The sequence below is a fragment of the Paracoccus salipaludis genome (genome assembly GCF_002287065.1).
Lineage (GTDB): Bacteria > Pseudomonadota > Alphaproteobacteria > Rhodobacterales > Rhodobacteraceae > Paracoccus > Paracoccus salipaludis.
Genome location: NZ_NSJZ01000002.1, coordinates 201997 through 215418, shown reverse-complemented (window position 1 = coordinate 215418; position 13422 = coordinate 201997). Strand labels below are relative to the sequence as shown.

Annotated in this window: 11 protein-coding genes and 1 tRNA gene; 7 read left to right on the top strand and 5 right to left on the bottom strand. The window is 67.7% G+C overall.

The features are described from left to right. The first annotated feature begins 43 nt into the window (after positions 1 to 43). Together CK240_RS03685 and CK240_RS03680 are read left to right on the top strand one after the other, a co-directional pair. Positions 44 to 1498 carry a circularly permuted type 2 ATP-grasp protein gene (locus CK240_RS03685; RefSeq protein ID WP_095638977.1) on the top strand — a complete coding sequence of 485 codons (1455 nt, stop codon included), beginning with the start codon at positions 44 to 46 and terminating at the stop codon, positions 1496 to 1498. Then, positions 1498 to 2469 (top strand): alpha-E domain-containing protein, encoded by a 972-nt coding sequence (locus CK240_RS03680; RefSeq protein WP_095638976.1) that lies wholly within the window; start codon positions 1498 to 1500, stop codon positions 2467 to 2469. The genes CK240_RS03685 and CK240_RS03680 overlap by 1 nt, the downstream gene beginning before the upstream one ends. Positions 2470 to 2483: 14 nt before the next feature. On the opposite strand, the gene CK240_RS03675 is transcribed toward CK240_RS03680, so the two are convergent. Beyond that, on the bottom strand, positions 2484 to 3227 hold the full coding sequence (locus tag CK240_RS03675; RefSeq protein WP_095638975.1) for a proteasome-type protease: 744 nt from the start codon (positions 3225 to 3227) through the stop codon (positions 2484 to 2486). Positions 3228 to 4009: 782 nt separating this feature from the next. Then, on the bottom strand, positions 4010 to 4567 hold the full coding sequence (locus CK240_RS03670) for an RNA ligase family protein (RefSeq protein WP_240517271.1): 558 nt from the start codon (positions 4565 to 4567) through the stop codon (positions 4010 to 4012). Positions 4568 to 5021: 454 nt separating this feature from the next. Here CK240_RS03670 and CK240_RS03665 point away from each other — a divergent pair, with 454 nt between their 5' ends. After that, positions 5022 to 7091, top strand: coding sequence for a catalase (locus tag CK240_RS03665; RefSeq protein ID WP_095639241.1), 2070 nt, complete (start codon positions 5022 to 5024; stop codon positions 7089 to 7091). Positions 7092 to 7467: 376 nt separating this feature from the next. Continuing rightward, positions 7468 to 8880 (top strand): chromate efflux transporter, encoded by a 1413-nt coding sequence (gene chrA, locus CK240_RS03660; RefSeq protein WP_476704009.1) that lies wholly within the window; start codon positions 7468 to 7470, stop codon positions 8878 to 8880. A 174-nt stretch (positions 8881 to 9054) separates the two neighbouring features. On the opposite strand, the gene CK240_RS19555 is transcribed toward chrA, so the two are convergent. Then, entirely contained in the window at positions 9055 to 9498 is a 444-nt protein-coding gene (locus tag CK240_RS19555; protein WP_420818606.1) for an MFS transporter, read from the bottom strand. 96 nt (positions 9499 to 9594) lie between these two features. Beyond that, positions 9595 to 9671, bottom strand: a tRNA-Arg gene (locus tag CK240_RS03655). 98 nt (positions 9672 to 9769) lie between these two features. Between CK240_RS03655 and CK240_RS03650 the strand changes: the two genes are divergently transcribed. Continuing rightward, positions 9770 to 10798 carry a LacI family DNA-binding transcriptional regulator gene (locus tag CK240_RS03650; RefSeq protein WP_095638972.1) on the top strand — a complete coding sequence of 343 codons (1029 nt, stop codon included), beginning with the start codon at positions 9770 to 9772 and terminating at the stop codon, positions 10796 to 10798. A 72-nt stretch (positions 10799 to 10870) separates the two neighbouring features. Here the strand turns inward: CK240_RS03650 and CK240_RS03645 are convergent, their stop codons facing one another. Beyond that, positions 10871 to 11563 carry a metal-dependent hydrolase gene (locus CK240_RS03645; RefSeq protein ID WP_095638971.1) on the bottom strand — a complete coding sequence of 231 codons (693 nt, stop codon included), beginning with the start codon at positions 11561 to 11563 and terminating at the stop codon, positions 10871 to 10873. Between the two features lie 92 nt (positions 11564 to 11655). Between CK240_RS03645 and gatC the strand changes: the two genes are divergently transcribed. Continuing rightward, positions 11656 to 11943, top strand: coding sequence for an Asp-tRNA(Asn)/Glu-tRNA(Gln) amidotransferase subunit GatC (gene gatC, locus CK240_RS03640; RefSeq protein ID WP_095638970.1), 288 nt, complete (start codon positions 11656 to 11658; stop codon positions 11941 to 11943). Beyond that, on the top strand, positions 11940 to 13418 hold the full coding sequence (gene gatA, locus CK240_RS03635; RefSeq protein WP_095638969.1) for an Asp-tRNA(Asn)/Glu-tRNA(Gln) amidotransferase subunit GatA: 1479 nt from the start codon (positions 11940 to 11942) through the stop codon (positions 13416 to 13418). Before gatC ends, gatA begins: the two co-directional genes overlap by 4 nt. Positions 13419 to 13422: the final 4 nt, after the last annotated feature.

Genomic DNA, 13422 nt, shown 5'->3' with positions numbered 1-13422 from the left:
GGATTGGTGAACATGCACGGGCGCGTCTTCAGCCGGAGGTGACATGGGAATACGCTGGAATGACTATCCCGTGGACGGAGTCCACGACGAGGTGATCCTCGGGCAGGGCCGCCCTCGCCCGGGCGCCGAGGCGCTTTGCAGCTATCTTGCCTCGGTCGATGATGCCGCGCTGGCCGAGCGCGTGGCCTCGGCCGAGATGGTGATCCGGCTCATGGGCATCACCTTCAGGGTTTATGGCGACGATGGCGGCTCGATCGACCGGCACTGGCCCTATGACCTGATCCCGCGCATCCTGCCCCTGCCGGAATGGCGGCGCATCGAAGCGGGGCTGAAGCAGCGCGCGCTTGCGTTGAACATGTTCATCGACGACGTTTACCACGACCAGAGGGCCTTCGCGGACGGCATCGTCCCGCGCGAACTGCTGGCGACATCGAAGAACTTCCGCCCCGAATGCATGGGCGTCTCGCCGCCGCATGGGGTCTGGGCGCATATCTGCGGCTCGGACCTCGTGCGCCATTGCGACGGGACCGTCTATGTGCTGGAGGACAACCTGCGGGTGCCCTCGGGCGTGTCCTACATGATCGAGAACCGCCAGATCACCAAGCGGTGCTTCCCCGAACTGTTCCGCCGCGCGCGCATCCTGCCGGTGGACGACTATCCTTCGCAGCTTTACGCGATGCTGGCCTCGCTGAGCCCCCGCCCGGGCGACTTGCCGCAGATCGTCGTGCTGACGCCGGGCATCTACAACTCGGCCTATTACGAGCACAGCTACCTTGCCCAGCGGATGGGGGTCGAACTGGTCACGGGTGCCGACCTGTTCGTGGACGAGGACGACTGCGTGCAGATGCGGACCATCTCGGGGCCGCGCCGGGTGGACGTCATCTACCGCCGCGTGGACGACCTGTTCCTTGATCCCGAGGTGTTCCATCCGGATTCGATGCTGGGCGTGCCCGGCCTGATGCGGGCGTGGCGGCAAGGCAAGGTCGCGCTGGCCAACGCACCCGGCGCGGGCGTGGCCGACGACAAGGTCGTCTATACCTATGCACCCGCGCTGATCCGCTACTACCTGGACGCCGAGCCGATCCTGCCCAACGTTCCCAGCTTCCGCTGCGTTTATCCCGATGAGCGCGACCATGTGCTTGCCAACATCGACAAGCTGGTCGTCAAGGCGGCGAACGAATCCGGCGGCTACGGCCTGCTGATCGGCCCGCACGCGACCCCGGCCGAACGTGACGCCTTTGCCGACGCGGTGCGGCGCGATCCCCGCAACTACATGGCGCAGCCGATGCTGACCCTGTCCACCGTGCCGACCATTGTCGGCAACCGTGCGGTTCCGCGCCACGTGGACCTTCGCCCCTTCATCCTGTCGGGCGAGAGCATCGAGGTGACGGCGGGCGGCCTGACGCGCGTGGCGCTGGTCGAGGGCTCGACGGTCGTCAACTCGAGCCAGGGGGGCGGCAGCAAGGACACCTGGGTGGTGGACGTCGGAGGAGCCTGATGCTGTCGTGTGTCGCCGAGAACATCTACTGGATGGCCCGCTATCTCGAGCGGGCCGAGAACACCGCCCGCCTTGTCGCCGTCCATTCCGAGCTGCGGCTGGACCGGCCCGATCGCGCCGGCTTCTTCTGGGAGCCGGTGCTGGCGATCACCGGCACGCTGGAGGACTTCCGGGCGCGGGGCTTGCAGCAGACCGAGCGCGAGGCGACCAACTTCCTGCTCAGCGACCTGCAGAACCCGTCCTCGCTGCTGGCCTCCTCCGCCTATGCCCGCGAGAACATCCGCACCCTGATGGAGATCCTGCCGCGCGAAAGCTGGGAAGCCGTCAACAGGCTGCACCAGGCCGCCGCGCGGCCGGGCGCGGGCGCCCCCCATCAGCGCGACGTGCACCTGCGCGAGATCATCGGACGGTCGCAGGCGATGGCAGGGCTGTTCCTGGGCGCGATGAACGACGACGCCGGATATGCCCTCCTCCGGCTGGGACGCACAGTCGAGCGCAGCAACTTCACCGTCCAAGTGCTGGAGGACGCGCTTGCCAGGATCGGCGATGGCGCGGGCGACATGCAGGCGCTGTGGGCCGCCGAATGGGTCGGCGTGCTCAAGTCGCTGACGGCCTATCAGATGTACCGCCGCAGTCTTCGGGGTCCGGTGACCCGCGCCGGCGTGAGCCGTTTCCTCATCTTCTCGCAGGTCTTTCCCCGGGCGCTGGTCTATTGCGTGGGCGAGATCGGCCAGGCACTCACGCGGCTTCCGGACCCGGGTGCGGCCACGGGGATCGTTGCCCGCCTGTCTTCTGAACTGGCGGCCGCGGAAAAGGCCGGGCCCGATGCCGCCCGGATCGCCGAGCTGCTGCCAGCCGTGCGATCCCACCTGTCTGCGCTGCACCGCGCGGTGTGCGAAAGGTATTTCATCTCGGCAACCCAGGCGCCGCCTTCGGCCTCGGTCGGCCAGACCCAGGCGCAGAGCGCCTGAGTTGCCCCGCCGGCTCAGCCCGCCGGCTCGAAGGGCACCTTCGGGACCGCCCTGCAGGCCTCGTTGATCACTTCGGACCAGCGCCGCGACAGTTCGGCGAAATAGCCGTCGTTCGTCTCGATCCGGCGAACGACCTCGGCCTCGGATTGCCCCTGCCGCGCGGTGACAAGGTCGATGGGCAGCCCGACCGCAAGGTTCGAGCGCATCGTCGAACTGAAGGAGATGAGGCCGATCTTCACCGCATCGTAAAGGTCCGTGTCATAGTCGAGCGCCCGGTCGAGGATCGGCTTGCCATACTTGTTCTCGCCGATCTGGAGATAGGGCGTATCGGGACCGCATTCGATGCAGTTGCCCGCGGGATAGACCAGGAACAGCCGCAGCGGCTCGCCCCCGACCGAGCCGCCGACAAGCAGCGTCGCATCGAAGCTGATCTGGCCCTGCTGCAGGCTGTCCATGCCGTCGCGCGCGGCACGGATGGCGCGCCCTGCCGCAAGCGCTGCGTCATAGATGCTGGTGACCGTCTCGAAGCTGTCGAGCGCGCCGGTTTCCGGGTTCGGCACACCCTGCTGCAACCGCTGCACCGCATCCTGCGTCGTCGAAAGGCTGCCCGCCGACGCGGTGACGATCAACCGCGTGCCGTCATTGCCGTGGAGCCGGAGCTTGCGGTAGGTCGAGACATTGTCGACCCCCGCGTTCGTCCGCGTGTCGGCCATCATCACCAGCCCGGCACGCACCAGGAACCCGACGCAATAGGTCATTCCGATCGCCTCTTTCTCTGAAAGCCGAAAGTAGCAGGCTTTCCACCCCGCTCAAGCCAGTGTCATGGATCGGTCGGAACCAGCCACGGAGGTGACGTTCTGTCGGCTTGCTGCCGCTTTCGTGAGCAGCGGATCAGGCGGACACAGCCGGGACCCGCGCCCCCAGCCCCGAGCGGACCGGCCCCGGGTTCGCGCCGTTGCCGATGGCGCAAGCGCGTGATCGCCGGACAGGACCGGCACCGGCACGCTGCCCGCCGACATGGCCGCTGCCGACCCGCGCGCCCGCGCCGAGCGGACCGGCCCGGCCAGTCCGGACAGGGGCATTGAGCGGACGATCCGGGTGACATCGCGAGGGTGGCGAGACCAACGAGAGACCAAGGGCAGACGACTGCTCCGGAACCACAGTCCCGCCTTCAAGGCCACGGCAGCCCTGGCGGGCATCGCGGGCGACAGGACGGGGGCCGAGCAGTCCGGCGCGCACCCGAACCGGATCACGCAGCGGCGGACGCAGCGCCTGCAAGGTGCCTACGGCGCAATCGGGACTGCCACGGCTGTCGCGTGCAGGCCCGACAGTGGACGTGCCTGCAAGCGACGGGCTGCAAGTTCGTGCGGGGGAACGATCTTTTCCCTCTCTGCAGGCCGACGCCGGTCCTAGCACAAGACGATGATCGGCCGCGCCTCGCCCGAGGGGCCACGCCGCAGATCGCCGTTTCCAACGCCGCCCGGCGTGCCGCCCTGCTACATCCCAGCGGGCAACATCCGCGTTTCGGGTATCGCGGCCGTCAGGCACCGGCAAGGCGATTGGGGATGAGTTCAGCCTTCATCCAGTGGATTTCCGACTGGACATGCCTTTCCCGGACATACTTGCCCACCCGGGCAGGCATGTCGCCTTCGGGGAACGAGCCGGCGATCCTTGCCACGAAACCTTCCTGCCTGCCCGGATCGAGCGCCTGCGCCAGGTCATCGAACAGACCTGCGCGGTAAGGCCCCCGATAAAGCGTCGGAACTGGCATGATGCCCAGTTCCTCGAAACGTGCCTGCGTCAGGTCCCACGACTGGACTTCATCGCCGACGATCCAGGCGAAGCCGAGAAAATACGACGGCAGCGCGTCATAGGCGATCGAATGACGCGCATAAAGGTTCTCGCCCACGATGCGTTCGTTCCCTGCCAGAAAGGGTGAAATCCCTGCCGCGAAGGCTTTGAGCCAGTCCCGGGAAGGATGGTAGCGGCTGTCAGGGCTGCGCGCATGGCAGCCGCCCGCGTGAATGGTCGTGTTCTCGCCGTCCATCTTCTCGGTGACAACAAGGTCTTCCACCATCAGGCCGTCCAGCGACGCCATGATCTTGTCGTCGCTGGTGGCGCCGGGTGAAATCGGCAGGTGAAAGGTGCGACCGTATTTCCTCATGCGGAAGCCATAGCACGACCGACCGAGCGGGGGCCAAGGGCGCACAGCAGACTTCGGGCCGATTCAGAGCGGGCCGTGGGTTTTCGCGGTTCCGGAAAAGCGGCAAGGATGCCCGCCGCTCAGGCGCAGCGCCTTGCGGTGCGGTGTCGGGCAGATCGGCATCCCTCGCCGCGCCGGGGCGCGAAGCTCATGACTTTGCTGCCTGACGGCCGGGCGGCGCGGCGGAACTTTGGTCCGATGTCGCCGTTGTGGGACAGCCTGCCGCCGTCAGCGCGGCCATGATCTGACCTGAGAGACCCGCATGACCGACCGCATTCACCACCGTGACGTGGCCCCGGATGCCCCGGACAACCAGCCTGAACCGCCGCCTGGCGCGAAGCACGGAAAGATGGCCGCAGCCGTGCGCGCCAGCGAGGCGGCAATGGGCGATCTCCTCGACCTGCCCTTGGGCAGCGGCGGTGAAACGCAGCAGCGGGACGGCACCGGCATCCTGACGACCGATCACGGCGTGCCGATCAGCGACAACCAGAACAGCCTCAAGGCCGGGCCGCGCGGGCCGGTGCTGCTGGAAGACTTCGTGCTGCGCGAGAAGATCTTCCACTTCGATCACGAGCGCATCCCGGAACGGATCGTCCATGCCCGCGGCTCGGGCGCGCATGGCACCTTTACCGTCACCCGCGCCATTCCCGAACTGACCCGCGCCGCCCTGTTCCAGAAGGCGGGCAACAGCTGCGAGACCTTCACCCGCTTCTCGACGGTCGCGGGCTCGAAAGGGTCCAAGGACACGCCGCGCGACGTGCGGGGCTTTGCCACCAAGCTCTACACCGCCGAAGGCAACTGGGATCTGGTCGCCAACAACTTCGCCCCCTTCTTCGTTCAGGACGCGCTCAAGTTCCCCGACCTGATCCATGCCGTGAAGCCCGAGGCGGACCGGATGTTCCCTCAGGCGGCCTCGGCCCATGACACCTTCTGGGACTTCGTCTCGCTGATGCCCGAGACGATGCACACGGTCATGTGGCTGATGTCGGACCGCGCCCTGCCGCGCAGCTATCGCATGATGGAGGGCTTCGGCGTCCACACCTTCCGCATGGTCAACGCCGAGGGCAAGGCAAGCTTCGTCAAGTTCCACTGGAAGCCCCGGCTGGGGGTGCAGTCGCTTCTGTGGGACGAGGCCGTGAAGATCGGGGGCGCCGATCCCGACTTCAACCGCCGCGACCTGTGGGAAGCGATCGACCGCGGGGACTTCCCCGAATTCGACCTGGGCATCCAGGTCTTCGACGCGGCCTTCGCCTCGGCGCAGTTCTACGACGTGCTGGATGCGACCAAGATCATCCCCGAGGAGGATGTGCCCGTCCAGATCATCGGCACGCTGCAGTTGAACCGCAACCCGGACAACTTCTTCGCGGAAACCGAGCAGGTCGCCTTCATGCCCCAGAACGTGCCGCCGGGGATCGACTTCAGCGACGACCCGCTGCTGCAGGGGCGGCTGTTTTCCTATCTCGACACGCAGAAGTCGCGGCTGGGGACGACCAACTTCTTCCAGATCCCGATCAACGCCCCGCGCTGCCCCTTCGCCAACATGCAGCGCGACGGCATGATGCAGACGCTGGTCCACAAGGGCCGCGCCAATTACGAGCCGAACAGCCTCGACAAGGCGGGCGAGGACCAGGGCCCGCGCCCGTCCGAGCAGGGGTTCGAAACGATCCGCCGCATGGACCAGGCCGAGGACGCGAACCAGAAGCTGCGGGTGCGCGCCGACAGTTTCCGCGACCACTTCAGCCACGCGCGGCTGTTCTACCGCAGCCAGACCCCGGTCGAGCAGGATCACATCGTCAACGCCTTCACCTTCGAGCTGTCCAAGGTGGACCTGCCCCATGTCCGCCTGGCCGTGCTGGCGCAGTTGCGCAACGTGGACGAGACGATGGCCGCGCGGGTGGCCAAGGGCCTCGCCCTTGACCTGCCGCCACGCGCCGCCCCCGCGAGCGAGCCGGTGGACATGCCGGCCTCGGACGCGCTGTCGATCCTGAAGAACGCGGCCGAGACGCTGGAAGGGCGCAAGGTCGGCATCCTCATGGATGAGGACAGCGACGCGTCCCAGGTCAGGGCACTGGTCGCGGCCATCAAGGCGGCGGGCGGGGTCGCCATAACCATCGCGCCGCGCCGGGGCCTGGGCGACGGGCAGCTGGACGGCACGCCGTCGGTCGTGGTGGACGCCATCGCGCTGGTGCTGACCGAGGCGGCGGCGCGCAAGCTCTGCCAGCACAAGCCGGCCATCGACTTCGTGTCGGATGCCTTCGCCCATTGCAAGGCGATCGGCCATGCCGCGGGCGCGCAACCGCTGCTGGACAAGGCGGGGGTGGTCGCCGATGCGGGCGTGGTTCCCCTTGACGCGCTGCCCGCGGCGGCCGTGCGGCGCTATCACGACCGCGAGGCGAGGATCTGGGCCGCCCATCCCTGACCTTCCGCCTGACGGAAGGATGACGAAAGCAAGGCGGCAGCCGGGAGCGCCCGGCTGCCGCCAAATGCACGTTTCGCGCCGCATCTGGGTTGCGGCACAACCTCGGGCGCGGCTCGCCTGGCGGTTCCGGCGTCTTGCCCGGCAGGAAAGGGCAAGCCTGCACATGTCCGCCTCCCCCCCGCCGGACTGACCTCGCGCGCGGCTGCGCCGTTCGGGCAAGGCGGACTGTCGCCGGGATACCGTGTCGTTCGGCCTTGCACGCATGTATGCTGACGATCACGAGCCGTTGCAGGCCGGGTCGGAGGCCGGACGCCGCCGGCGAGGCCCACAACTGGCCCATTGCGGGAACGGGAGTTGCGCTGTGTCCGAAACGAGGATTTCCTCTGAACCAGACCGGTCCGGCGGCTCTGCCGTCCGGGCCTCCCGGCCCGAGTTTCCCTCGCTGGCCGAGGCCACCCGAACCTGGGGGCGCATCGCGCTGCTGTCCTTTGGCGGCCCTGCCGGGCAGATCGCCGTCATGCACCGCATCCTTGTCGAGGAAAAGCGGTGGCTCGGCGACGGGCGGTTCCTGCATGCGCTGAACTTCTGCATGCTTCTTCCCGGACCCGAGGCGCAGCAGCTTGCCACCTATATAGGCTGGCTGATGCACGGAACGCGCGGCGGCCTGATCGCAGGCGCGCTGTTCATGCTGCCCGGCGCGGTGGCGATCATGGCCCTGAGCTGGCTTTACGTCCTTTACGGTGACGTGGGCGTGGTCCAGGGGCTGTTCTTCGGCCTCAAGGCCGCCATCCTTGCCATTGTACTGCAAGCGGTGGTCCGCGTCGGCCGCCGTGCCCTGAAGAACGATGCCATGCGCCTGCTCGCGGTTCTGTCCTTCGTGGCGATCTTTGCCTTCGATGCGCCGTTTCCCCTGATCGTGCTCACCGCGGGCCTGATCGGCTTTCTGGGGGCGCGGTCCGGCTTGCGCGCCTTCGCGCCGGGTGGCGGCCACGGACCGGCCGGCGGCGTTCACATCGACGATGCCGAAACGCTTCTCGGGGAGGAGATGGCCGAGATGCCGGCTGCCGCACGGCGGAACGCGCTCAGGGCGGGCGCGGCCGCGCTGATCCTGTGGCTGGCGCCGGTGGCGATCCTGGTCCTTGCCCTCGAGAAGGGCAACGTCTTCACCGACATCGCCCTTTTCTTCTCGAAGATGGCGGTGGTGACATTCGGCGGCGCCTATGCCGTCCTTGCCTATGTGGCCCAGGAAGCTGTCGGGACCTATGGCTGGCTCGGCCCCGGCGAGATGCTGGACGGTCTCGGCATGGCCGAGACGACGCCCGGCCCCCTGATCATGGTGCTTCAGTTCGTGGGCTTCCTGGGCGCCTTCCGGGAAGCGGGGTGGGAAAGCCCGCTTCTTGCCGGCACGATGGGCGGCCTGCTGACCACCTGGGTCACCTTCGCACCCTGCTTTGCCTTCATCTTCCTCGGTGCTCCCTACATGGAGGGTCTTCGCGCCAACCGGGCCCTGTCGGCTGCACTGACGGCCGTCACGGCCTCGGTCGTCGGCGTGATCCTGAACCTCGCGATCTGGTTCGGGGTCCATGTCATCTGGCGGGACGTGCAGCCGGTCGAGCGCGGGCCGGTATCGCTGGAACTGCCTGTCCTCGGCTCCATCGACTGGACGGCGGCTGCGCTGTCGGCGCTTGCTCTCGTGGCCGTGTTCCGGCTGAAGCTCGGGATGACCACGGTGCTGGCGGGAGCGGCGGCCCTTGGCGTCGCCCTTCATGCCGTCGGAATGCTGGTCTAGCCATTCCGCGGCGACGCATTCGCCCCCGGGCACTGGGCTCTTCGCTCCGATCCTCGGGCTGTCGATGAGCGCCTGCCGTCCCTCTCAGGTGCCAGGGCGGCCGAGGCTGGCGAAGGACGAGGGGAGGGAAATGCCCATCGCGAGGCTGGACGGAAGATCCGTCGTATCCCCCCTTCAGAATGGAAGCCGGGGACCGAAGCGCCGGAAGGGCAAGCCAAGGGGGTGCCCGGCTCGCCTTCGCGGCCGAGGGACTGGATGGTGACCAGCAGCCCCAGGATGAACAGCAGGCCCGACAGGATCATCGGGCTCGGGAAGATTGGTCAGGCAGAACAGCACTACGGACGCCCACGACCAGTGTCGGGATGGCTTCCGGCCGAACATCCACTGCCAGCCGTGCCATCCCCTGAGCCCGTCCATTTCCGCCAGCGTCCCGGCAATTGACGAGCCGAGCACCGGAGAAATCGGAGCGGCGGCCGTGAACAGGCCAGTCACCTGCGTCCGGTCCTTGGCCGGAAACCAGTATCTGAGATAGAGGGTGATGCCGGGAAAGGCCCCTGCCTCTGCCGCGCAGGATGCGGAAGCTGGCCGGCCGCTGAACGAAGGCCATCGCCCCGAGATAAGTCCTCAGGTCGGCATGACCCGTGCGCTCCAGATCCGGGCGCTGAACCTTCCCAGCGCAAGGCCCGAGGGAGAAGAGCAAGCCCGTCGATTTCATGGCGACCCCGAGAGGATTCGAACCTCCAACCTGCCCCTTAGGAGGGGGCTGCTCTATCCAGTTGAGCCACGGGGTCGTCGGGGTTGTTCTCGCACGGGCGGGCGCCGGATGGCAAGGTTGCGGATGAGGGCTGTCATGCGCTAACGGTGGACCGTTCCCCCAGGTGATTTGCCCATGACAGCTTCCCGTCCTCGCCGCCGCCCCCTGACGCTTCGCGACGTGTCGCTGGCCTCGGGGGTCAGCGAGATGACGGTCAGCCGGGTCCTGCGCAACCGCGGCGACGTTTCGGCCGCGACACGGGAAAAGGTGCTGAACGCGGCCCGCGCGCTGGGCTATGTCCCCAACAAGATCGCGGGCGGGCTGGCCAGCCAGCGCGTGAACCTGGTCGCGGTGGTGATCCCCTCGCTGTCGAACCTGGTCTTCCCGGACGTGCTGGGGGGGATTTCGGCGGAACTGGACGACACCGAACTGCAGCCGGTGATCGGCGTCACGAACTACGGCCCCGCGCGGGAAGAGGCGGTGCTGTACGACATGCTCAGCTGGCGGCCGACGGGCGTGATCCTGGCGGGGCTCGAGCATTCCAGGGCGTCCCGCGCGATGCTGGAGGGCGCGGGAGTTCCGGTGGTCGAGATCATGGACGTGGACGGCATTCCGATCGACACGGCGGTGGGCATCAGCCACGACCGCGCGGGGGCGGAAATGGCCGGCGAGATCCTGGCCGCCGGATATCGCCGCATCGGCTTCATCGGCACACACATGCCCGAGGATCACCGTGCCCGGAAGCGCCTTGCCGGCTTCGAGCGCACGCTTGAGGCTGCGGGCGTGCCGCTGGTCGCGCGTGAATACTATCAGGGCGGATCGTCCCTGGCGAAGGGGCGCGAGTTGACCGAGCGCATCCTCGCGCGCGAGCCGGAACTGGACTTCCTGTATTACTCGAACGACCTGATCGGAGCGGGCGGCCTGATCTGGGCGCGTGAACGCGGAATCGACATCCCGGGGCGGCTGGGGCTTGCCGGCTTCAACGGGGTGGACCTGCTGGACGGGCTGCCGATGCGGCTGGCCACGACCGATGCGCGGCGGCTGGACATCGGGCGGCGCGCGGCGCGGATCGTGTCAGGCAAGGACCCACGCCCCGAGGACGGGATCGTGGCGCTGTCCCCGACCTTCCTGCCCGGTGACACGATCCGCCCCCCGAAGAGGTGAAGGATGGGGGCGCTGCCCCCGTCACTTCGTGACTCCCCCGGGGTATTTCACATCAGGAAGAAGCAGCGGAGCTTACAGTTCGACCGCTTCCATGACCTTCGGGGTGAGGACATCGACACCGGGAAGGGCGCGGCGCATTACCTCGGGGTCCTGTCTCAGCGCGGGGAAGGTATCGTAGTGACAGGGAATGACGGTTTTGAAGTCGAAGTACCGCCTGGCCGCCCAGGCTGCGCGCTCCATGTCCATGGTGTAGTGGCCACCTGCGCAGAGGATGCCGATCTCGGGGCGGTGCAGTTCCGCCATCCATTCCATGTCCGCCATGATGTCGGTGTCGCCCGAAACGTAGATCGTGCGGCCCTCGCCCTGGATCATGTAGCCCGACTCGTGCCCGGCATAGACGGGCTTGCCATCCACCATCAGCGACGAGGAATGGCTGGCGTTGACCATCGTGACCCTTGCGCCCTTCAGGTCCACCGTGCCGCCCTTGTTGAAGCCGATGCCGTCCAGCCCCTCGGCCTCGGACCAGTAACCGATCAGATCGGCAATGCCGACGACCGTGGCCCCGAGTTCCTTGGCCAGCGCCACCGCGTCGCCGGTGTGGTCCCCGTGGCCGTGGGTCAGCAGGATATGGGTGGCGCCGCGCACGGCCTCGTCGCGCCGGTCTGCGGGGAACACGGGATTCCCGGACAGCCACGGGTCGATCAGGATCACGGCCTGCTCGATCTCAAGGCGGAAGCTCGCGTGGCCCAGCCAGGTCAGTTTCATTCCATACCTCCTGCGTTTCGGGCCGCAGGCTAGCGCGGCTTGCAGGGCCGGTCCACCGCGGGTAAACCGCGGGCCAAGCGAAAGGAACCCCCATGTCCATCACCGAAGCCGAGGCCCGGAAGGTCGCGCATCTGGCGCGGATCGCGGTCGCGGACGAGGCGCTGCCCGCGCTCGCCGCCGAATTGAACGGCATCCTGCAGTTCATGGAGCAGCTGAACGAGGTCGATGTCGAAGGCGTCGAGCCGATGACGGGGGTCGAGAAGATGCGCCTCAAGCGCCGCGAGGATGTGGTGACCGACGGCGACATGCAGGAGGCGATCCTGCGCAACGCCCCCGACGCGCGCGAGGGGTTCTTTGCCGTGCCGAAGGTGGTGGAATGAGCCTGAACGAACTGACCATCGCCGAGGCCCGCGACCGCCTGCGCGCGCGCGAGATCACGGCGGCCGAGCTGACCGACGCCTGCCTTTCCGCCGTCGACGGCGCGGGTGCGCTGAACGCCTTTGTCCACCACACGCCCGAGATCGCGCGCCAGCAGGCAGCGGCAGCGGATCGGCGGCTCGCCTCGGGCGACGCGCCGGCGATGTGCGGGATTCCCGTGGGGATCAAGGACCTGTTCTGCACGAAGGGCGTGCCCTCGCAGGCGGCCTCGCGCATCCTCGAAGGCTTCCGCCCGGAATACGAATCGACCGTCACGCAGAACCTGTTCGACGCCGGCGCGGTGATGCTCGGCAAGTTGAACATGGACGAATTCGCCATGGGCTCGTCGAACGAGACGAGCGTCTATGGCAACGTGGTGAATCCGTGGAAGCTGGACGACCGGCAACTGACGCCCGGGGGCTCCTCGGGGGGCTCGGCGGCGGCGGTGGCGGCGGACCTCTGCCTTGCGGCGACGGGGACCGACACCGGCGGCTCGATCCGCCAGCCGGCGGCATTCACCGGCACCGTGGGATTGAAGCCGACCTATGGCCGGGTGAGCCGCTGGGGCACCATCGCCTTTGCGTCCTCGCTGGACCAGGCGGGACCGATGACCAAGACGGTGCGCGACGCCGCGATCATGCTGGGCGCGATGGCCTCGGTCGATCCGAAGGATTCAACCTCGGCCGATCGCCCGGTGCCGGATTACGAGGCCGCGCTGACCGGCGACATCCGCGGCAAGCGCATCGGCATCCCGCGCGAATACCGCATGGACGGGATGCCGGTGGAAATCGACGCGCTGTGGAAGCAGGGCGCCGAAATGCTGCGCGACGCGGGCGCCGAGATCGTGGACATCTCGCTGCCCCACACGAAATACGCCCTGCCCACCTATTACGTGATCGCGCCGGCCGAGGCATCCTCGAACCTCGCCCGCTACGATGGCGTCCGCTACGGTCGCCGCGCAAGGCTGAGCCAGGGCGACGGCATCACCGAGATGTATGAAAAGACCCGCGCCGAAGGCTTCGGGCACGAGGTCCAGCGCCGCGTGATGATCGGCACCTATGTGCTGTCGGCGGGCTTCTATGACGCCTATTACAACCGCGCCCGCAAGGTCCGCGCGCTGATCAAGCGCGACTTCGACCAGGTCTTCGCGCAGGGCATCGACACGATCCTGACGCCCGCGACGCCCTCGGCCGCCTTCCCGCTGGGGGCGATGACCGACGCGGACCCGGTGCAGATGTATCTCAACGACGTCTTCACGGTGACGGTGAACCTCGCCGGGCTGCCCGGACTTGCCGTGCCGGTCGGACTGGACGCCCAGGGACTGCCGCTGGGGCTGCAGCTGATCGGCCGCCCGTGGGACGAAGGCAACCTTCTGAACCACGGCGCCGTTCTGGAAAATGCGGCGGGATTTGTCGCCAAGCCCCGGCGCTGGTGGTAAGTGG

What these genes read in the sequence shown, in the direction of transcription:
- CK240_RS03685 (WP_095638977.1), top strand. Translation starts at nt 44, where the DNA reads ATGGGAATACGCTGGAATGACTATCCCGTGGACGGAGTCCACGACGAG.
- CK240_RS03680 (WP_095638976.1), top strand. Translation starts at nt 1,498, where the DNA reads ATGCTGTCGTGTGTCGCCGAGAACATCTACTGGATGGCCCGCTATCTC.
- CK240_RS03675 (WP_095638975.1), bottom strand. Translation starts at nt 3,227, where the DNA reads ATGACCTATTGCGTCGGGTTCCTGGTGCGTGCCGGGCTGGTGATGATG.
- CK240_RS03670 (WP_240517271.1), bottom strand. Translation starts at nt 4,567, where the DNA reads ATGGCGTCGCTGGACGGCCTGATGGTGGAAGACCTTGTTGTCACCGAG.
- CK240_RS03665 (WP_095639241.1), top strand. Translation starts at nt 5,022, where the DNA reads ATGGCCGCAGCCGTGCGCGCCAGCGAGGCGGCAATGGGCGATCTCCTC.
- CK240_RS03650 (WP_095638972.1), top strand. Translation starts at nt 9,770, where the DNA reads ATGACAGCTTCCCGTCCTCGCCGCCGCCCCCTGACGCTTCGCGACGTG.
- CK240_RS03645 (WP_095638971.1), bottom strand. Translation starts at nt 11,563, where the DNA reads ATGAAACTGACCTGGCTGGGCCACGCGAGCTTCCGCCTTGAGATCGAG.
- gatC (WP_095638970.1), top strand. Translation starts at nt 11,656, where the DNA reads ATGTCCATCACCGAAGCCGAGGCCCGGAAGGTCGCGCATCTGGCGCGG.
- gatA (WP_095638969.1), top strand. Translation starts at nt 11,940, where the DNA reads ATGAGCCTGAACGAACTGACCATCGCCGAGGCCCGCGACCGCCTGCGC.